Origin of the sequence: Roseovarius sp. W115 (genome assembly GCF_032842945.2) — a bacterium.
In the GTDB taxonomy this organism is placed as follows: domain Bacteria; phylum Pseudomonadota; class Alphaproteobacteria; order Rhodobacterales; family Rhodobacteraceae; genus Roseovarius; species Roseovarius rhodophyticola.
The window spans coordinates 773,369-793,439 of the sequence record NZ_CP146606.1; the positions used below are offsets into that span (position 1 = coordinate 773,369).

Here is a 20,071-nt window from a genome sequence, read left to right on the forward strand (position 1 = left end):
CGCCTTGGGCTAAGCAGATGCGGGGTTGCCGGACATCCGGGGGGACAAGCGGCGCGTGACAGAGCCATTGCTGAGACTTTCCGGCCTAACCAAAGCCTATCCTGGGGTTGTGGCCAATGACGATGTCAGCTTTGACATCCAGGCCGGAGAGGTTCACGCACTCCTGGGAGAAAACGGTGCTGGCAAATCTACCCTTGTGAAGATGATTTACGGGTTGGTGGCGCCTGATCGCGGGTCCATGCAGATGCATGGAGAAACGTTTTCGCCAAAAGAACCCAGAGAAGCCCGCGTCTCTGGTGTCGCCATGGTGTTTCAGCATTTCTCGCTCTTTGAAGCTCTTAGCGTTGCTGAAAACGTGGCCCTTGGCATGGAGACCCCGCCGCCAATGTGGCAGCTATCCGAGCGCATCCGCGATGTCTCGAACAGTTACGGTCTGCCGCTGGATCCAAGCCGCATGGTTGGCGACCTTTCTGCAGGGGAACGACAGCGCGTCGAAATCATTCGCTGCCTGCTGCAGGACCCTCGGCTGTTGATCATGGATGAACCGACATCGGTTTTAACGCCGCAAGAGGTCGAGATCCTGTTTGAGACTTTGCGCAAGCTAATGTCTGAAGGCGTCGCGATCCTCTATATTTCCCACAAACTTGAGGAAATTCGGCGCCTGTGTGATCAGGCCACGATCCTTCGGCACGGACGCAAGGTCGGCACGTGTGTACCGTCTGAGACATCGGCGCGAGACATGGCCGAAATGATGGTCGGCAACAGCTTTGCCACCCCAGCGCGTGCAGATCACAAAGCGGGCGACGTAATACTGGAATTGCAGAACCTCTCGATTCCAGCAACGTCAACCTTTGGCATCTCATTGAAAGATATAAACCTTTCCCTTCGGGCTGGCGAAATCCTTGGCATTGGTGGCGTTGCCGGGAATGGTCAGGATGAGCTACTTGCCGCTCTGTCTGGTGAGGTGCGCAGCGCCCGTGACGCCATCCTCTTACAGGGCCAACCCATTGGTAAAACCGACCCGACTGCGCGGCGCGCAATGGGTCTTCTAGCGGCTCCTGAAGAACGCCTGGGCCATGCTGCCGCCCCCGATATGAGCCTGACGGAAAACGCGCTTCTGACGGGTCTGACGCGTCAAAACCTGCATTGGCATGGGGTTCTCAAATGGTCGGCGGCTCGAAACTTTGCGGAATCCATCATTGTCAAATTTGATGTGCGCACCCCGAGCGCAAACGTGACGGCACGCGCGCTTTCAGGGGGAACCTGCAGAAGTTTGTCATAGGGCGCGAGATCATGCAGCGCCCATCGGTCTTTGTCGTGAACCAGCCCACGTGGGGCGTTGATGCTGCGGCTGCGGCCGCGATCCGCCAAGCCCTGCTTGATCTGGCCACCAATGGAGCGGCTGTGCTTTGCATCAGCCAGGATCTGGACGAGCTTTTGGAAATCTCTGATCGGTTCGCGGCCCTCAACGAAGGACGACTGTCCGATATCAAACCGGCCAGCGCGCTTACGGTCGAAGAGATCGGCTTGATGATGGGCGGCGCGCATGGGATGGAGGTGGCGCATGATCCAGCTTGAAAAGCGCCCTCAACCGTCGCGCCTCTGGACGTTTCTGACCCCGATGCTTGCCGTGGCCATCACAATGATTGTCGGCGGCGCGCTATTTGCCGCTTTGGGCAAGAACCCTGTCGAGGCCATTCGCACCATCTTTTGGGATCCGCTCTTTGGTGAGTTCGCCTTTTACTACCGTCCTCAGTTGCTGGTCAAAGCCGCGCCCCTTATCCTCATCGCCATAGGCCTCAGCCTTGGATTCAAGGCCGGCATCTGGAACATCGGGGCCGAGGGGCAATATATCATGGGCGCATTGGCAGGTGCGGGCGTGGGCCTTGCCTTCTATCCGCTAGAAGCGGCATATGTTTTTCCCCTGATGATCATTGCCGGGGCTTTGGGCGGCTGGGCCTGGGGCATGATTCCGGGGCTTTTGAAAACCCGGTTTGGCACCAATGAAATCCTTGTCTCGCTGATGCTCGTTTACGTGGCCGAACAGCTCTTGGCTAAAATGGCGCTTGGGCTTTTGCGCAACCCCGACGGTCGCGGCTTTCCCGGCTCGCGCAACCTGCAGCAATATCCATCAGCCCATAACGCCGAGATCATCGCAGGCACGGGTATACATTGGGGCGTGGTTGCCGCCCTCATCGCTGTCATCTTTGCCTATATTCTCTTCACCCGGCACCTGCTTGGATATCAGATTAGGCTGGCGGGCCAAGCGCCCAAGGCCGCGCGATTTGCAGGTGTAAACCCTGCACGCCTGACGCTGGTCTGCCTTGGATTGTCGGGGGCGCTCGCGGGTCTCGCAGGCATGTTTGAAGTCTCAGGGCCCGCGGGCCAAATCAACATCGACTTCAACGTGGGCTACGGCTTTACGGCGATCATCGTGGCCTTTCTGGGCCGCTTGCACCCTGTCGGGATTCTACTGGCGGGGCTATTGCTGGCCCTGACATTTATCGGTGGAGAAAACGCCGAGTCGAATCTTGGCCTACCCGCTGCTGCGATCCAGATGTTTCAGGGGATGCTGCTCTTTTTCCTTTTGGCGGTGGATGTGCTGACGAATTTCCGGCTGCGCTGGAAAACGGCGGAGGTGGTGTGATGGACCTTTCCTCAATCAACCCCACGCTTCTTCTGGCCTCGCTCATTGTCGCATCGACCCCAATCCTTCTCGCGGCTCTGGGCGAGTTGGTGGTTGAGCGCGCAGGCGTCTTGAACCTTGGGGTCGAGGGGATGATGATCACCGGCGCCATCTGCGGCTTTGCCATTGCGGTGAATACCGGCTCACCCTTTGTGGGCTTCATTGCCGCAGCACTCGGCGGTGCGGCATTGGCATTTCTCTTTGCTATCCTCACGCAATTTGCACTGGCCAATCAGGTGGCCTCGGGCCTGGCGCTGACGCTCTTTGGATTAGGTCTAAGCGCCCTTCTGGGACAGGGGTATCAGGGCCTCAAGCCGCCCCCAACATCCGACATCGACATCCCAATCCTTTCCGACCTGCCCATTCTTGGCCCGGTCCTCTTTTCCCATGACCCAATGGTCTATCTTGCTCTGTCACTGGTGGCCGCCGTGTGGTTCGTGCTCAATCGCACACGTGCAGGCCTGATCCTGCGCGCCGTTGGCGAAAACCACGGTGCGGCTCATGCCTTGGGGTACAAGGTCATCCGTATCCGCATCCTCGCGATCCTCTTTGGCGGGGCCTGTGCGGGTTTGGGTGGTGCCTACCTCAGCCTCGTGCGCGTGCCGCAATGGACCGAAGGTATGACCGCCGGGTCGGGTTGGATCGCGCTGGCCCTCGTGGTCTTTGCGAGCTGGAAGGCAGGCCGCGTTCTTCTGGGCGCCTGGCTCTTTGGCGGGATCAGTGTGCTGCAACTGAATCTGCAAGCCGCAGGTGTTGCCATTCCAGTGGAATATCTCAGCATGTCGCCCTACTTGATCACCATCCTCGTGTTGGTCATCATGTCGGCTGACAAATCACGCGCGCCCGGATCACTGGGCCGCACCTTTCACGCCTCGGACTAGGGGCCAATTCAAACAGGGAGTATCTGCATGTCCTTAACCCGTATACTTGCCAGTGCTGTTGTGGCGCTTGGGATGGCTGGCGCGGCAGTCGCCGAAGACAAGACTAAGGTTGGCTTTATCTATGTCGGCCCAATCGGTGATGGCGGTTGGACCTATGAACATGATCAGGGGCGTCTCGCCGTAGAAGAGCATTTTGGCGACAAGGTCGAGACCGTGTTTCAGGAGAGCGTGCCGGAAGGCGCGGATGCCGAACGCGCGATCACGCAGATGGCTTTGCAAGGCGCGGATCTGATCTTCACCACGTCTTTTGGGTATATGGACAGCACCATCAATGTGGCCTCAAAATTTCCGGATGTGAAATTTGAGCATGCTACTGGCTTCAAGACCGCCGACAATGTTTCGGTGTATTCCGCGCGTTTTTACGAAGGCCGCGCCATTCAGGGGCACATCGCTGGTAAGATGACCAAGTCGAACGTCATCGGCTACATCGCGTCCTTCCCCATCCCCGAGGTCATTCGCGGGATCAACGCAGCTTATATTCACGCCAAGGCGGTGAACCCGGATGTCGAGTTCAAGGTGATCTGGGTTTACACATGGTTTGATCCGCCAAAAGAGGCGGACGCGGCCACGGCTCTGATTGATCAGGGCGCAGACGTGATCCTGCAGCACACAGATTCCACCGCGCCTCAGGCGGCGGCGGAAAAAGCCGGTGTGATTTCCTTTGGTCAAGCCTCTGACATGTCCGAATACGCGCCGTTGCCACGGGTGAGTTCGATCATCGACAACTGGGCGCCGTACTATGTCGCGCGCACGCAAGCGGTGATTGATGGAAGCTGGGAAAGCACTGAGACCTGGGACGGCATTGCGCCCGGCATGGTCGAGATTGGCGCCATTTCCGAGGCTGTTCCGGCGGAGATCAAAGCCGAGGCTTTGGCGATGAAAGATTTGATCGCCTCCGGTCAGTACCACCCGTTCACCGGCCCCCTGAACAAGCAAGACGGCACGCCTTGGCTCGCCGAAGGCGAAGTGGCCGATGACGGTACACTTTTGGGTATGGATTTCTATGTCGAAGGGCTGACGGCGGAAATTCCACAGTAAGTTTTCGCTTTATTTGCAAAAGAAAACCCCACCTGTCGTGGGGTTTTCGTTTTTCCAGCTAAAGCGTTTCGCGATAAACCTGTGTTACACAGCTTTGCGCTTACGCCGCGCAAGACCCAGCGCGCCCAGACCTGCAAACAGCATCCAACCCGCAGCAGGAAGCGGAACAGGTGCGACCTCAACGATAGGTTGGCTGAACCGGCCGACGAGAAACGCCTGATTGTTTTCGTTTTCCAAAGTTGTGAAACTGTTCAGAAACGAAGACGGATCCAGCGGGTCTGTGACAAACCCAGCGATTTCAAGCGTAAAGTCTGTGTCTCCAACCGTCACGATCTGAGTTGTGTCCTGCGCATTGAGCAGTGTGACCAGATCAGGACACGGCGAAACCGTCCCCGGTATAGCACAGGGTGAGGCGTTGTTCGGCGTTTCAAAATGGTCGAAGGAAAAGACCGAGTCGAATGCAAATCCTACGTTTTCGACCATACCTTCGATCGACACTGTCAGATCAGCCGAAACCAGTGAAGGTGGGAATACCGGGAAGTTCAGGTGGTTAAACGTTCCCAGAATAAACAGCTCATCGGGATCTGCGGACAGAGGCGTTGCAGCGCCTGTAAAGTCGTATCCGCTTGGCCCATTGGACGTTGCAGGATCCCCCCAACGGATTGACCCTGTCCCTTCGCCTGAGGCGGTCCCGCCACCTGCAAGAACTGTGTTTTGCCAGCTGCCTGAAATGGCATCTACGGAAAAGGTAACGGCGGAGGCAGCCCCTGTTCCGATCAGCACCGCAGCAGCGGCACCCAAGATCTTCAATTTAAACATGGTTCTTCTTTCGTACATACATGTGTACGAGGGCGGTTTTTCGCTTCTTGCTAATCGCACACTTCCCCATCACCGCATGAACCTATGGTTCACACAGGTTAACAAAAAGCGTCTGAAGTAGAGCATAGTGAATGCTCCAAGAGCAAGCGAACTTTTGCGCAAGAGAGGGGGAAAATGACACCAAAGAAGTCATTTCTGACATAAGTGCGTATTTGCGCCCTCCAAATGGCACCGATGCGTGCGCAACCGCGCTCTTACGCCGTCTGCGCCAAATAAGCACTCGCACGCGCCACAGGGACCGACAAGCCAGGGTAGGCACAGCGGCGGCGGCTAAGCTCTGGGAAGAGATCCTTGAGCGTTTGTTGTGCCGAGACGTCCAGAAGGTTGAGTGCCTTGGGAGATGGCAGGAACGATTCCACTGGAAGCCCTTCGGCGGTGATCACTTCGTGCTGATCAAAAACAACATTGTAGTAAGTCACTTCTTCGGCAGTGCGCTCGGCAAAGGCCTTGTCGCTGTTATGCGCCACGCCATCGACGCGCATCAGGCATCCTTGGTTATCTTCCGACCCGGCAATGCGGTAGCCGGGTATGAGAACGCGGTGACCGCTGGCCATGCGCAGATCGCGCCCAGGCATCATCGGACCAATCGCGCGAGTCTTGAGACGGATTGGGGCAAGCTCAGGGTGCGCGCGCATCTCGTCTGCCGTCACGGTCCAGCTCCAGATCATGCGCACAGGCTGTAAGCCGTTGTTGCGCGTCACAACCATATCGCCCGGATTGAGCATCTCGATGCGACGTCCACCAAGCGGCGTGCGCACATTGGCCTCGCCACAAATCCCGGTCAGATACCGACGGTTGGTTTTTGTCCGTGCAGTGATCGAAGCGACATAGCCCATGTGAAACTCCCATTCGTCCTCAGCTATTGTTGAGAATTCTAGGTCAATGCGCCGCATTTGGGGTCGAAGTAGGGAATTCCTGTGCCGAAGGCCGGGTTTTCGCCACTTTTCAACGCTGCGGCAAGCTTTAGCATAGACATATAGCTGTTAATCAACCGTGAAAGCATAACATGCCTCAATCCCCGCCCCCTCCGCGCATCTCTGTGGCGCATGCCGATGAAGACGGTCGCATGCATGCCCCCGCCGCAGAGCGCAACGCCGATGCCATCGCGGGTTTGCTTCAAAATCACGCGCCGCAAGACGGGCATGCGTTGGAAATAGCCAGCGGCACGGGCCAGCATGTAGCGCAATTCGCACGCGTTACGCCTGGGCTTATCTGGCACCCGACTGATGTGGCCAAAGACCGGCTGGCAAGTATCAACATTTGGGCGCGGGAGACTCACCTGGGCAACATTGAACCATCGGTTCACCTTGATGCCACCCGTCACGGTTGGCACACGGATCACAGGCAGACTGCGCTCATACTTCTTGTAAACCTGCTGCATCTGATTTCGACGCCGAAAGCGTGCATTCTGATCTCCGAGGCCGCTCGGGCCTTGGTGCCTGGAGGCAGGTTCATCTTCTATGGTCCGTTTCTACGGGACGGGTCTGCGACGTCAGAAGGAGATCGGCGGTTTCACGCAAGTTTGCAGGCGCAGGACCCGGAGATTGGGTACAAGAATGATACCGATGTGGTAGCTTGGATAGAGTCCGCCGGATTACAGGTTCATACCATAGAAGACATGCCGGCCAACAATCTGGCCTTCGTCACCGAAAGGCCTAAGGAGCAGCGATGAATTCTTGCCGAGCATGGCCTTTAAATATATGTTTTTTATCTATATTTTTCATTTCTTTAGTCGCTTTCTCCACAGACCAAGCGAACGCTGATACATCCCCTCCCAAAGGCTTGAAATACGGCGATAGTGACCCTGTGGCCTGGTCTGGCCGGGCGCCATCTCGATACGCCATCCATGGGCTTGATGTGGCGCGCTTTCAGAATTCTATAAACTGGCGTCGGGTGAAGGCGGCGGGCATATCCTTTGCCTTCATCAAGGCAACCGAGGGTGGCGACCTTTTAGACCCCATGTTCAACGAAAACTGGCGCAAGGCAGGGCGCGCAGGTGTGCCGCGCGGGGCGTATCATTTTTACTATTTCTGTACGCCGCCAGAAGTACAGGCGCGGTGGTTCATCCGCAACGTCCCCAAAAAGCGAGGCGCGCTTCCTCCGGTGCTCGATCTGGAATGGAACCCGTTTTCGCCCACCTGCACCAAACGCCCGTCTGGCCGAGAGGTTCGGCGGCAGGCGCGGGTGTTCATGGACATGCTCGAACGCCACTACGGTCAGCGACCGATCATCTACACCACGATAGAGTTTTATCGCGACACGGGCATTGGCCGTTTCAACGAAGAGTTCTGGCTGCGATCCACGGCCAAGACGCTCGACAAAACTTACCCCGGACAGCGTTGGAGTTTCTGGCAATACACCGGCACAGGCCGCGTTCCGGGTGTTGTGGGGGATGTGGATATCAATGTTTTTGGCGGCAATCGCGCCACTTGGAATCGATGGCTTAAAGCGCGTGCGCGCTAAGGCAATCCAACGCTTATGCGGCAAGGCATCCTGAATTCCCCTTACAATACGGACGTGTTTCGCCGACCTTGTTTTCAGATTTCTTTAACTGAGGGGATGCAATGTCACTTTTGAAATTATTGGAGCAGGCTCAGGGCGGCCAGGGATTGATGCAACTGGCGCAACAATTCGGGCTGGACAATGAAAAGGCTCAAGGCCTGACACAGATGCTGGCACCGGCGATTGGCTCGGCCGCCAAGCAACGCGCGCAACAAGGTGGTGCAGCGCAGGTTTTGGAATCGTTCCGTGGCCAAAACCAGGCGGGGCTTTTCGAGGATGCGCAATCCGCGGCAAGTGCCGGTGGTCAGGCGCAGGGGATGGACTTTCTGCAAAGCCTGCTCGGCGGCAAGGCCGAGGCAGACGGGCTGGCTCAGGAAGCCGCCCAGCGCAGCGGTGTTGACGCCGGCACAGTGTCGCAATTTCTGCCAGCACTGGCGGCTATGATCCAGGGCGGGCTGCAGAAAAACATGCCCGACGCCTCGATTGATGGGATGTCCGCCGGCCTGATGGGCAGCTCCGAAGGCGCAGGCGGAGGCATCATGGGTCTTGTCGGAAGTCTGATGGGCGGCGCCAAAGAAGGCGACGGTGGTGGCCTTGGCCCCCTTATGCAAATGCTCGATGCCGATGGGGATGGCTCTCCGATGGACGACATTCTTGAGAAATTCATGAAGTAACCTGCCTTAGAGACAGGAAAAACGAAGCCCGCGCGCACACCGCACGCGGGCTTTTTGTTTAGCCGTCTTTACGGATGACCTCGTTCTTCGGATCATACGGGCTGTCACAGGTCACAACCGCATCCCAGAGCTTGTCCTGTATTTTGACGCGCAGTTTTGTGCCCTCCACCGCGAGTTCAGATGGCACATAACACATGCCAATGGACTTGCCGAAATGCACCGAGTACCCGCCAGAGGTCAGGCGCCCCACACGTGTACCATCTTCGGTATAGAGCGCTTCGCGCCCCCATGGGTCCGCGTCGTCCGGCCCATCGATCAGCACGGTACAGCATTTGACCCGCACACCGGTCTCCACCAGTTTTGCCTTGCCGTGGAAGTCTTTCTCAAGGTCAACAAAGCGCGGCAAATCGGCCTCGAGCGGCGTCGCATCGCGACCCAATTCGGTGCCGAAGGCGCGATAAGATTTTTCCTGCCGCAGCCAGTTTTGTGCCCGCGCCCCCACCAGCTTCATCCCATGCGGTTTGCCAGCCTCTTCGAGCAGGTCAAAGAGGTAGTTCTGCATTTCCATCGGGTGATGCAGCTCCCATCCTAGTTCACCAGTATAGGCCACGCGGATCGCATTCACGGGGCACATTCCAAGCTCAATCTGGCGTGCAGAGAGCCAGGGGAAGCGTTTGTTGGAAAGAGCGGTCGTAGGATCGGCATCCTTGATCACGGCATTCAGAACGTCCCGCGACTTGGGTCCCGCTATGGCAAAGACACCCCATTGCGTGGTGACATCCTGAATTTCGATATAGCCGAACTCATCCAACTTATCTTCGGCAGCCTTGCGCAGGAAATCGGCGTCATATTCCGTCCAAGCGCCTGCGGAAACGCAGTAATACTCATTCTCAGCCTGCCGCACGATGGTGTATTCGGTGCGTGTCGTGCCATGCGAGGTCAGCGCATAGGTCAGGTTGATGCGGCCCACACGGGGCAGTTTGTTACAGGTGAACCAATCGAGAAACGCCGTGGCGCCGGGCCCTTTGACCACGTGTTTGGTAAAGGCCGTCGCGTCAATCAGCCCCACGCCCTCGCGAATGGCTTTGGCCTCTTCAACTGCATATTGCCACCAAGCCCCACGCCGGAAAGACCGGCTGTCATGGTCAAAACTGTCGGGTGCATCCAGTGGCCCATAGTAGTTGGGCCGTTCCCACCCGTTGACCCAGCCAAATTGCGCGCCGCGCGCCTTTTGCCGGTCATAGGCCGGAGCAGTGCGTAAGGGGCGGCAGGCCTCACGCTCCTCATCGGGATGGTGCAGGACGTAGACGTGGTTGTAGCACTCTTCGTTCTTGCGCGCCGCGAACTCGGTGGTCATCCAGTTCTGGCTGTAGCGTTTAGGGTCGAGCGAAGCCATGTCGATCTCGGCTTCGCCATCAACCATCATCTGCGCCAGGTAATAGCCCGTGCCGCCTGCAGCCGTGATGCCAAAGCTGAAGCCTTCGGCCAGCCACATGTTGCGCAGACCCGGCGCCGGACCCACGAGCGGGTTGCCATCGGGTGTGTAGCAGATGGGGCCGTTGAAATCGTCCTTGAGGCCACTTTCCTCGCAGGACGGCACGCGATGGATCATCGCCATATATTGCTCTTCGATCCGCTCCAGGTCGAGCGGGAACAGGTCGGCGCGGAAGCTGTCTGGCACGCCATGTTCAAAGACAGCGGGCGCGCCCTTCTCGTAGACACCCAGGATCCAGCCGCCGCGCTCTTCACGTACATAAGATTGCGCATCCGCATCGCGAACAACCGGGTGTTCCACCCCACCGTTTTTGCGGAACTCCACCAAGGATGGATCCTGATCCATGACGATGAACTGGTGCTCTACAGGAATGGCCGGGAACTTGATGCCAAGCATCTTCGCGGTGCGCTGCGCATGGTTGCCCGAGGCGGTGACCACATGCTCAGCCGTGATCACAACCTGCTCGTCAGAGGGCACCAGGTTGCCACCCTTCTCCAACATTTTGGAGCAAGTGACTTCCCAGGCCTCACCGTTCCAGTGAAAGGCATCGGCCTGCCATTTGCGTTCGATCATCACGCCGCGCTGGCGCGCGCCTTTGGCCATGGCTTGCGTGACATCGGCCGGGTTAATGTAGCCGTCTTCCGTGTGGTAGATCGCACCTTTCAGGTCTTCGGTGTTGATCAACGGCCAGCGCTCTTTGATCTGGTCCGGCGTCAGCCATTCATAACTCACATCGCAGGTCTCAGCTGTTGAGGCATAGAGCATATACTCGTCCATGCGCTCTTGGGTTTGCGCCATGCGCAGGTTGCCCACAACCGCGAACCCTGCGTTGAGACCTGTCTCTTCCTCGAGCTGTTTGTAGAAATCGACCGAGTACTTGTGAATGTGGGTGGTCGCATAGGACATATTGAAAAGCGGAAGCAGGCCAGCGGCATGCCATGTCGAGCCTGAGGTTAACTCGTCACGCTCCAAAAGCATAACATCGTCCCAGCCGGCTTTGGCCAGGTGATACGCAATCGAGGTGCCAACGGCACCGCCACCAACGACTAGGGCTTTGACTTGGGTTTTCATGAAGCGCGACTCCCTGCAGGCTTGCTGGCAGGATATTTACCATGCCTGTACGTGCAAGGCGGGTCTACCCGACGCAAGGATGCGCAAAAGCGACGCGACGCGCCTGTGACGGGCACGCCGTGTTAAGAATTCATGTGAAATCCCTTAGTTGCAGAAGCTTCCGACGCATGAACTGCCGGAGTTTGTTCCGTTCGACAGTTTCAGGCGGGAAGGTTTGGGCGCGCTCTGCTGTTGCACTTGAGGCTTCAATGCTGGCTCTTCGCTTTGTCCCGTCAAACGCTGAATAAGAGCTGCCATCCCTTTAGCTTCTTCGTTCGTCTTTGTCGCATCGCATTCAAGACGATACCGCGACCCTTCGTAACGGCAGCTGTTTTCGGCCAGACCGTGCTGACCCTCAAAAACCCGCGCCGCGAGGGCAAAGCCCATACGCATTTCAGCATCGGACGACCCGCGCTTTTCCATGAAAGCGTCCAACTCGGCAGGGTCTACGGACTTGGAGTAAACCATGCCCTCATCCGCATCAGAAGCCGCTTTATCGATTTCCATCATCACAGCGCCGGGTGAGCGCGCTCCTTGCTCCCCACCTTGGTCCTTCATGATCTCAGCAGTTGCAGCGGCAATTTGTGACGACAATGACTCTGTTGTGTTTCCGCTTTCGCTGTACCCGCCCAACTCTCGAGCCAGTTCAGGCGACATTTCAGGGGCCTGCTCCTCGTGGGATTGCGCTTGCTTTGCAGTTTCTGCATCGGCAAAGGCCACGGCAATATTGACCAGCTTACCTACTTCGGCGGAAATCTCGTCCGCTGATTTACCTTCCATCAAGGCCGCAATAGCGGTGTGGTACCCGACATCAATCAAAGAGTTGAGATTCATCTGTTTGCCGCCGGTGATGTCGAGCAGCCCGTCGCCACCATAGCCTTGGGTATACGTGTTCACGATCATCGCCGTCGCATCCATGTTGGCCATGCGGTACTGCGCCTCGGTGGCGCGCAGCTGCAGGAACTCAGAGCGAAGATCATACATCTGTTTGGCGACCGCCACTTCACTTAGGGTATCGGCAAGAACCACATCGTTGCCAACCGTTGCCATTGGCTGCGGCAAAAGCTTGTTCAGCCCGTCGTAATCGATGCCTTCAAGGATTTGGCGTGTCGACTCGCTTGAGGCGTTGGCATGCACCATGATCTGCGCCTCATGGCCAAATCCAAGGGTCGCATTGAGCACACGGAAATGATGCGCGCGTTTACCGTCGTTGCCGAATTGCTCGACGTAGCCGACGCCGCCGACAACGGCATAGCCTTTCTCAGACTCACCAAAGTTGAAACTGATGCCTTCTATCGTTGCCGCCACCAAGCCGATCATCGAGTTGCTGCTAGGGCGTTCATACAAATCGATTTCCACGTAGATCGCCTCGGATCCATTCTCATAAACCCAGCTGCGCTCTGCGCGTTTGCGATCCTCTGCGCGACGTTCTCGCGCCTGCATTGTATCCAGCAAGGAGGCTCCGGCATTGCCGTTTGCCGAGGCAGGTTTGTAAGGCATGACCGCAGCATTGTCCCCTTCGGCCAGTGACCGGCGCGTCCAACCTTCCGGCGCTTCTGGCAAATACTCCAGCGCACCGCGACGCCAGGCGGTTTGACGCTCTTTCTCGGCTTTCTCGGCGGCTTTGTCAGCGCTGGCTTGCGACATGCGCTCAGAGAAGGACCCGACATAGGTGCTCACGGGCATCTGACCGAAAGAATAACCGCCTTTGGTGCTTTGCGTGTAGTAATCAGCACCTGCAATGGCCGTGGCGGCCACACATACGAAACCAAGGGAATATACGTTAAACATACAGAATGCTCCGGGATTCACAGTTGCGTGATACCTGCGGGGCAAATCTGGCGATAATTCGGTCAGGCTGAGGCGATTTCCTGATATGCGCTATTCGCCCAATGCAATCCCTTCGCGGCGCGGATCAGCACCGCCTTGCAAAACATCCCCAATGGAAATGGCATGCAGACCGGATGTCAGGTCACGCAAATTGACCTCAAACCCCAGTGATTCAAGGTCGGGAGCAAGGTTTGCGGCGGATGTTCCGGCCTCTACATCATAGACGCCAAACCGGTTGACGAGATGCGGCATGCCCACAGCCGTTTGCACATTCATCCCCCAATCCAGATGCGCGATGATCGTCTTGGCCACATATCCGATTATGCGACTGCCACCGGGGCTTCCTATCACGAGCACTGGCGTGCCATCTTTGAGCACGATCGTGGGCGCCATCGAAGAGCGCGGCCGTTTTCCCGGCTCAACACGATTGGCCACCGGCACCCCATCACGGTGGCTGACAAAAGAGAAATCCGTCAGTTCATTGTTGAGCAAAAACCCCCGGACCATGAGGCGCGATCCAAAAGCGTTTTCAATAGTTGTCGTCATTGAAAGTGCATTGCCGAAGCGATCAACTATGGAGATGTGCGAGGTTGAAGGCTGCTCAATCGGATCATCAGGTGCAAGATTGAGGGAATGATCAAACTCCGGACGGCCCGGGCGCACGGTTGGCAAAGCATCATCGCCTTGCAGCAACCCTGAGCGACGGGACAAATAAGCCGGATCAATGAGGCCCTCAACGGGTACAGGGACAAAATCGCTATCGGCCATGTAAAGCCCACGATCTGCAAAGGCCAAACGGCTGGCGTCCCCAATCAAGCGCCATGTTTCTGGATTGTTTGGGCCAAGTTGGGCGATATCGCTCTGTGCCAAGAGCCGCAGAATTTGCCCAACCGTCAGCGCACCAGAAGATGGTGGCCCCATGCCGCAAACGTCATGACCTCGATAGGGCGCGCAAACTGCGGGGCGTTCCTTGACGCGGTAAATCGCCATATCCACGCCGCTTAGGACACCTGGATTACCTGCTGCGTTTTGTACCGCCTCGACGATGTCACGCGCGATATCACCAGTATAAAACGGCTCGGGCCCTTCTTGTGCCAGGATGCGCAGCGTGTTGGCATAGGCCGGGTTTTTCAGAAGAGTTCCTTCGACAAGCGGCGCTCCTCTGGGAACGAAGTATTTCGCGGTGTTTGAATTCAGCGCCAGCCTTTCGGCATCACGCGCGACCATCAGGGCCATGCGTGGCGAGACAGCAAAGCCCTTATCGGCAAGGTCAATCGCCTCTCGAAAAAGACCCCTCCAGCGCGCCTTGCCCCAGCGCGCATGCGCCTCGGCCAAAAGTGCAGGCACGCCGGGAACTCCAACGGACCGCCCACCAATCACAGCGTCAAAAAACTCTAATGGCGCGCCGTTTTCATCCTGGAAAAGCCGCGGTGTCGCTGCCAAAGGCGCTGTTTCACGACCATCCAATGTCGTGATTTCGCCCGTTTGACCATCGTACCAGACCAAAAAGGCCCCACCGCCCAGCCCGGAACTCTGAGGTTCGACCAGACCCAGGACCGCCTGCACGGCTATCATGGCATCCGCCGCCGAGCCGCCATCGCGCAAAACCCGCGCTCCGGCCTCTACCGCCAAGGGGTTGGCCGCGACGACCATCCAATCTTGCGCCTCGACGGGACGGCTTTGCGCTTTGGCATCTTGAGCTTCTGCCGAAGGTCCGGACAGCACCAGCGCGCCAGCCCCTGCAGCCTCAGGTGCAACTGCATCCGCTGCTTCTTGGGCCAAAGCAGATGGCGCCCAAAGCAGACAGGCAAACAGCGCGACCAGACGCATCATAGCATGGATGGCACGACCTGATCCGGCGGACGGTGCCCATCGTCAAAGGTCTTGATGTTCAAAAGAACTTTTTCACCCATCTCGACCCGGCCTTCCATGGTCGCCGAACCCATATGCGGCAAGAGCACCACGTTCTTGAGCTCTCTGAGCCGCGGATTGGCGGTGTTTTCCTGCTCGTAGACGTCGAGACCCGCCCCTGAAATCTCGCCCGAACGCAGCATCCGTGTCAGAGCGTTTTCATCAATGACTTCGCCACGGCTTGTGTTCACGATGACCGCCTCTGGCTTCATCAGTTTCAACCGCCGCGCATTCATCAGGTGAAAAGTCGAGGGGGTATGCGGGCAGTTCACACTGATCACATCCATCCGCGCAACCATCTGATCGAGGCTCTCCCAGTAGGTCGCGCCCAGGTCCTGTTCTATCTCTTCGCGCAAACGATGACGGTTGTGGTAATGAATTTGCATGCCAAACACCGCCGCGCGTCGCGCCACGGCCTGACCGATCCGCCCCATACCCAGAATACCCAGCCGCCGCCCCGCGATGCGCCCGCCAAGCAAGGCCGTAGGGGACCACCCTGCCCAGCTTTCCGATTGCATCACTGCCAAGCCCTCAGGAATGCGCCGTGTGACGCTCAGGATCAGAGCCATGGTCATATCAGCCGTGTCATCGGTCAGCACGCCGGGGGTGTTAGACACCAAAATGCCGCGCTGGCGCGCGGTATGTACATCAATGTGGTCCACCCCCGCGCCGTAATTTGCAATAAGCTTGAGGTTCTCACCCGCCTGCCCGACCAAACCCGCATCGATCTTGTCGGTGATCGTGGGCACCAGAACGTCCGCAGTTTTCATCGCCTCAACCAGCTCTTCGCGGGTCATCGGAGCGTCGGTCTCGCGCAACGTGACATCAAACAAATCACGCATTCGGTTCTCAACGACATCGGGCAAGCGTCGCGTAACAACAACACTTAATCGCGCAGATGGCATGGACCCCTCCTCATGTCTTCCAAAACGTCGGCTCTGATGCCACAGTGGCGCAGGAAAGACCGGGGCACAAGAACCCCACCCAATGAATGAGCAGTAAACAGGCTATGAATTTTAAATTAATCGTTGTTGCAGCAGGGTTTCTGCTGACCACAAGCTTGTCCGCCTTCGCTCAGGAGCGCGGACCGGAAACCAACCTGCCTTTGCCGCGCTTCGTGTCAATGAAGGCATCTGAGGGCAATGCAAGGCGCGGACCCAGCCTGACCCACCGGATTGACTGGGTTTTTAAGGTAAAGGATCAGCCTCTCGAGATCACCGCTGAGCACGGCCACTGGCGGCGCGTGCGCGACCGCGAGGGCGCCGGCGGGTGGATCCACTATTCGCTGTTATCCGGCGCGCGCACAGCTCTGGTCGAGAAAGATATGCTCGACATGCGCGCCAAACCCGATGAGACCGCCATGGTCGTCGCGCATCTTGAACGCGGGGTGGTCGCACATATCGATGAATGTCACCTGGAGTGGTGTCGCCTAAAGACGGGTGGTTATCGCGGCTGGGTGGCAAAATCCCACATCTGGGGTGTCGAAGCGAGCGAAGTTCTGGAGTAATCCCAAACGCGAGCAGAGAAGTTTCGCGCGACAGGATTTTTTTACCCAAGCGCTCTTGATCCACATGCGCGCTCGGAGTAAGGAACGCGTCACAAATGGGGTGTGGCCTAGCGGTAGGGCAACTGTTTTTGGTACAGGAGATCGTAGGTTCGAATCCTACCACCCCAGCCAACCTTCCTTGAAATATGAGCTCGGTGGAGACGATCGCGATTTTTCGCGTAATGTCCTGCGATTGCTTTGTGTGTTTTCCAGCTAAGACTCACTTTTGGTCAGAATCCGGCCCGGAATGGGCCTGCGTCTCTCCAGGCGATTTTGCCGTAATGCGTTTTGCGACAAACCTGACTCACAGAGTGTCGCCAAACCCAGCGTGACACTCAATCGCTGCACGCGTTTTGCCTGTCGCGGATGTCTCAGGGTAAAGACGAAAGGCTTTTGCAGGTAAGCGGCACAATGCGGTCGCCCGTTGCTCCTTAGAAAAACAGGTTCAAATTGCTTTGATCGCGGTGATCCTGAGCCTGTTGTCTGTCGAGTGTTGTACATCGGCCTGAATGCCGTAGACACGTTCAAGACGGTCTGCTGTCAGCACTTGAGGTGCTGTTCCGCACGCATCCAATTGCCCGTTGCTTAGGCATGCGACCTGGTCGCAGAATTGGGCTGCAAGGGACAGGTCATGGAGCGCCACGACGACTGCGATCTGTTTAGACTTCGCAAGATGCTGCAGTGTTTCAAACACGACCAGTTGATGCCTTAGGTCAAGCGCAGCCGTTGGTTCATCAAGCATCAGCAAACGAGGTTGGCGAAACAGCGCCTGGGCAAGATATGTCAACTGCCGTTGTCCACCACTCACTGCGTCCAGAGTTCTGTGAGACAAGTGCGCAAGACCAAAATCTGCCAAAAGGTGCTGTGCGGCCTGGATGAGATCGTCGCTCACGCGAATGCCCAAGGTGGCAAGCCGCCCGAGCAACACAACTTCGGTAAGGGTCAGGGACGACCCCGCGCTGCTGTCCTGGGGCATGTAGGCCACCATGTCGCGACGGCTTGATACATGCAAAGGTGAGCTGTCAAAGGTCATCTCCCCCGTACACGGCGCCAGGCCTGCCATGGCCTTGAGCAGGGTTGACTTGCCCACGCCATTCGGGCCGATCAGCCCCGTGATTTGTCCTATGGGTAAACTCAGGCTCACGTCTTGCAGCACAGGCGTTCTGCCGTACCGGACGGAGATGTTATGTGTTGCAAAACTCACCAATGTCTCCTTTTGCCCAGCACAATAAGGCCGAACAAAAACGGCACGCCCAGGACGGCTGTGACGATTCCGATTGGGATGACGGATCCGGGGGAAATGAGTTTGGACAAGATTGACGCACCTGACATGATGATCGCCCCACATATCGCTGACATCGGAAGCAGAAACCTTTGATCCTCACCAACCAGGCCTCGTGCGACATGTGGGGCGACAAGTCCGATAAAACCGATCGTGCCGACAAAGGCCACGGCTCCGGCCGTCAGAAGTGCAACGATGACAAACATGCGCACACGCAACCGGGTCACGTTGACACCGACCGCTGCGGCGCGTTCGTCGCCCAAACGCAAGGCCGTGAGCCGCCAGACATCCGGCAGGATTGCCAGGACGCAAAACCCCAAAATTGCCGTTGTGATTGGCAGGTTGTCCCACGACGCTTTCAGCAAAGACCCAAAGAGCCAGAAAACGATAGACTGTAAAACCTCAGGCGCCGCCAGATACTGCACAAGAGATTGCAGAGACTGAAACAAAAACAGCGTCGCAATCCCCGCAAGGACCATGACTTCTGGCGTCATGCCCCTTGCTCTGGCCAATCCATAAACCAGAGCCGCTGAAACCATTGTGGACGCAAAAGCCGCTATCGGCACCGTGAGCCAGCTCAGCACAGGCAGAGTGATGCCTGTAAGAATAATCACAGCAGCGCCAAACCCAGCTGCGGCCGAGAACCCAAGCGTGTAGGGGCTGGCCAGCGGGTTGCCGAGAATTGTTTGCATAATCACACCCGCCACGGCCAGCGCCGCGCCGACCACAATCGCCATAAGCGACATCGGCAAGCGGATGTCCCATACAATGACTGAGGTGGTTGAATTGGCTTGGCCAGGCCAGAATAGAGCCGTGATCACATCACCGAAGCCAAGCATCGCAGGTCCGGTAAGGATATCGAGCAATATGCACACGAAAAGCAACATGGCCGCACCGCACAGGGCCGTCATGCGCCTAGCTACAAGGTTTCGATAAGACGGGGCGGCGTGAACCGCCCCACTGTTCACGCTCATTTAAGCTGCGTCATGTAAGTGCCGCTGAATTGGATCGGCATGTAGGTTTCAAAAAACGCGTCCAGATTGGCCTGTGGGTCCACATCCTCAAAAAGCTCGGGATGAAGCGTTTTAGCGATGTACTGGAAGAACGCGAAGTCATAGAGCGTACGGGCTCCGCCATGGTAGAGAGCATGGATTTCGTTCGCGGCCACAGCGTCAAGTTGATCCCATCCTGGCCGCCCGAGATAAGGCTGCATCCGGTCATGCGTCAGTTCTTTTTCCACCCCCGGCCCCATGATCACAGCCTTGTCCCTTGACCGCCAGCCTGACCCGGCGAGAAACACAACTTCGGGGTTTTGCGCCAGAACGTATTCCGGGCTGAGAGGGCCCCATTTTGCAACCTGACCCTCTGCAATGTTTTGTCCGCCAGCGGACGCAACCAGTTTGCCCCACATCGTGTTTCCGTAAGAATTGTCGACCTCATCCGCCCCTTTGCGACCAAGTTCGACGTAAACCCGCGGCTGTGTCTCCGCTTGGGCGACCCGAGCCAGAACATCCGCATAGGCTTTCGCATAGGTGTCGGCCAGGGTTTGAGCACGTTCCTCTTCCCCCAGGATAGCGCCAAGCGCTAACGTCGATGCGACATGCTTGTCCACCTCTTGCGCGTTGTAGTCGAGAATAACGACCGGCACGCCGGCAGCTTCGATACGCGATATCGCATCGCCCAGCGCATCGTGCTGCCAGGCCGCAAAAATCGCCACGTCCGGTTGGGTTGCCAGTGCCGCTTCGAGAGAGAAGGTGCCTGCATCAACTTCTCCTATATCAGCAATCTCGGCAATCCGCGGCACGGCTTCGACATAGGCATCCCACTGCAGGCTGCGCCATCCTTCCCAGGCGTCCCTTGAGATACCAACGACGCGGTCGTAAACATCTGGGCCACCAACAGCAAACGTGTCTTCATAATAGAACCCAAGCAAAATACGTTCTGACTTTTTAGGGACGTCCACGGTCCGACCGAGGACGTCGGTGACGGAAATAGTTTCGGAGAAGGCTGGCATTGGGAGCATCAAAGTTGTGCCCAGAAGCGCCGCGAAAAAACGGCGTGTGAAAAAGTTGGTCATGGTTGTTCCTGTTTTCAGAATTGGCAGTCGGCCCCACAGTGCCTGCAAAAAAGCATGTGATTGCTGTGCGCTGTGGTGCTGGGCGTGTTGTGAAATCACG

16 protein-coding genes, 1 tRNA gene and 1 pseudogene are annotated in these 20,071 nt (G+C 57.3%); 9 read left to right on the plus strand and 9 right to left on the minus strand.

All coding sequences use genetic code 11. From position 1 onward, the window contains the following. Nucleotides 1-55: 55 nt before the first annotated feature. From RZS32_RS03910 to RZS32_RS03925, 4 genes and pseudogenes are all read left to right on the plus strand, one after another. Nucleotides 56-1,578 (plus strand): annotated as a pseudogene (locus RZS32_RS03910) (ABC transporter ATP-binding protein). Further along, nucleotides 1,565-2,647, plus strand: a complete 1,083-nt coding sequence (locus RZS32_RS03915; protein WP_317055724.1) for an ABC transporter permease — start codon at nucleotides 1,565-1,567, stop codon at nucleotides 2,645-2,647. The pseudogene RZS32_RS03910 and the gene RZS32_RS03915 overlap by 14 nt, the downstream one beginning before the upstream one ends. Then, nucleotides 2,647-3,567, plus strand: coding sequence for an ABC transporter permease (locus tag RZS32_RS03920; RefSeq protein ID WP_317055725.1), 921 nt, complete (start codon nucleotides 2,647-2,649; stop codon nucleotides 3,565-3,567). The genes RZS32_RS03915 and RZS32_RS03920 overlap by 1 nt, the downstream gene beginning before the upstream one ends. A 27-nt stretch (nucleotides 3,568-3,594) precedes the next feature. Next, nucleotides 3,595-4,665, plus strand: coding sequence for a BMP family ABC transporter substrate-binding protein (locus tag RZS32_RS03925; RefSeq protein ID WP_317055726.1), 1,071 nt, complete (start codon nucleotides 3,595-3,597; stop codon nucleotides 4,663-4,665). Between the two features lie 84 nt (nucleotides 4,666-4,749). Here RZS32_RS03925 and RZS32_RS03930 read toward each other — a convergent pair whose 3' ends face one another. Together RZS32_RS03930 and RZS32_RS03935 are read right to left on the minus strand one after the other, a co-directional pair. Beyond that, nucleotides 4,750-5,484, minus strand: coding sequence for a THxN family PEP-CTERM protein (locus RZS32_RS03930; protein ID WP_317055727.1), 735 nt, complete (start codon nucleotides 5,482-5,484; stop codon nucleotides 4,750-4,752). Nucleotides 5,485-5,738: 254 nt separating this feature from the next. Next, nucleotides 5,739-6,380, minus strand: coding sequence for a Hint domain-containing protein (locus RZS32_RS03935; protein ID WP_339106812.1), 642 nt, complete (start codon nucleotides 6,378-6,380; stop codon nucleotides 5,739-5,741). 170 nt (nucleotides 6,381-6,550) lie between these two features. On the opposite strand from RZS32_RS03935, the gene RZS32_RS03940 reads away from it, so the two are divergent. The 3 genes from RZS32_RS03940 to RZS32_RS03950 all read left to right on the plus strand — a co-directional run bounded on the left by RZS32_RS03940 (nucleotide 6,551) and on the right by RZS32_RS03950 (nucleotide 8,720). Further along, nucleotides 6,551-7,216 (plus strand): DUF938 domain-containing protein, encoded by a 666-nt coding sequence (locus RZS32_RS03940; RefSeq protein ID WP_317055729.1) that lies wholly within the window; start codon nucleotides 6,551-6,553, stop codon nucleotides 7,214-7,216. 134 nt (nucleotides 7,217-7,350) lie between these two features. After that, nucleotides 7,351-8,007 carry a GH25 family lysozyme gene (locus RZS32_RS03945; RefSeq protein ID WP_422395933.1) on the plus strand — a complete coding sequence of 219 codons (657 nt, stop codon included), beginning with the start codon at nucleotides 7,351-7,353 and terminating at the stop codon, nucleotides 8,005-8,007. A 101-nt stretch (nucleotides 8,008-8,108) separates the two neighbouring features. Then, on the plus strand, nucleotides 8,109-8,720 hold the full coding sequence (locus RZS32_RS03950) for a DUF937 domain-containing protein (RefSeq protein WP_317055731.1): 612 nt from the start codon (nucleotides 8,109-8,111) through the stop codon (nucleotides 8,718-8,720). Between the two features lie 58 nt (nucleotides 8,721-8,778). On the opposite strand, the gene RZS32_RS03955 is transcribed toward RZS32_RS03950, so the two are convergent. The 4 genes from RZS32_RS03955 to RZS32_RS03970 all read right to left on the minus strand — a co-directional run bounded on the left by RZS32_RS03955 (nucleotide 8,779) and on the right by RZS32_RS03970 (nucleotide 15,971). Further along, a complete protein-coding gene (locus RZS32_RS03955) occupies nucleotides 8,779-11,286 on the minus strand; it encodes a GcvT family protein (RefSeq protein WP_317055732.1) in 2,508 nt (835 codons plus the stop codon). 144 nt (nucleotides 11,287-11,430) lie between these two features. Next, nucleotides 11,431-13,116, minus strand: a complete 1,686-nt coding sequence (locus tag RZS32_RS03960; RefSeq protein ID WP_317055733.1) for a hypothetical protein — start codon at nucleotides 13,114-13,116, stop codon at nucleotides 11,431-11,433. 90 nt (nucleotides 13,117-13,206) lie between these two features. After that, nucleotides 13,207-14,985, minus strand: coding sequence for a gamma-glutamyltransferase (gene ggt / locus RZS32_RS03965; RefSeq protein ID WP_317057841.1), 1,779 nt, complete (start codon nucleotides 14,983-14,985; stop codon nucleotides 13,207-13,209). Then, on the minus strand, nucleotides 14,985-15,971 hold the full coding sequence (locus RZS32_RS03970) for a 2-hydroxyacid dehydrogenase (RefSeq protein ID WP_317055734.1): 987 nt from the start codon (nucleotides 15,969-15,971) through the stop codon (nucleotides 14,985-14,987). The genes ggt and RZS32_RS03970 overlap by 1 nt, the downstream gene beginning before the upstream one ends. A 104-nt stretch (nucleotides 15,972-16,075) precedes the next feature. On the opposite strand from RZS32_RS03970, the gene RZS32_RS03975 reads away from it, so the two are divergent. Both RZS32_RS03975 and RZS32_RS03980 read left to right on the plus strand, forming a co-directional pair. Beyond that, complete coding sequence (locus RZS32_RS03975; protein WP_317055735.1) at nucleotides 16,076-16,573, plus strand: SH3 domain-containing protein; 498 nt, start codon at nucleotides 16,076-16,078, stop codon at nucleotides 16,571-16,573. A gap of 96 nt (nucleotides 16,574-16,669) precedes the next feature. Further along, nucleotides 16,670-16,744, plus strand: a tRNA-Gln gene (locus RZS32_RS03980). Between the two features lie 313 nt (nucleotides 16,745-17,057). Here RZS32_RS03980 and RZS32_RS03985 read toward each other — a convergent pair. The 3 genes from RZS32_RS03985 to RZS32_RS03995 all read right to left on the minus strand — a co-directional run bounded on the left by RZS32_RS03985 (nucleotide 17,058) and on the right by RZS32_RS03995 (nucleotide 19,971). After that, on the minus strand, nucleotides 17,058-17,816 hold the full coding sequence (locus RZS32_RS03985) for an ABC transporter ATP-binding protein (protein WP_317055736.1): 759 nt from the start codon (nucleotides 17,814-17,816) through the stop codon (nucleotides 17,058-17,060). After that, nucleotides 17,813-18,781, minus strand: a complete 969-nt coding sequence (locus tag RZS32_RS03990) for a FecCD family ABC transporter permease (RefSeq protein ID WP_317055737.1) — start codon at nucleotides 18,779-18,781, stop codon at nucleotides 17,813-17,815. Before RZS32_RS03990 ends, RZS32_RS03985 begins: the two co-directional genes overlap by 4 nt. An 83-nt stretch (nucleotides 18,782-18,864) precedes the next feature. Further along, nucleotides 18,865-19,971 (minus strand): ABC transporter substrate-binding protein, encoded by a 1,107-nt coding sequence (locus RZS32_RS03995; protein WP_317055738.1) that lies wholly within the window; start codon nucleotides 19,969-19,971, stop codon nucleotides 18,865-18,867. Between the last annotated feature and the right edge of the window lie 100 nt (nucleotides 19,972-20,071).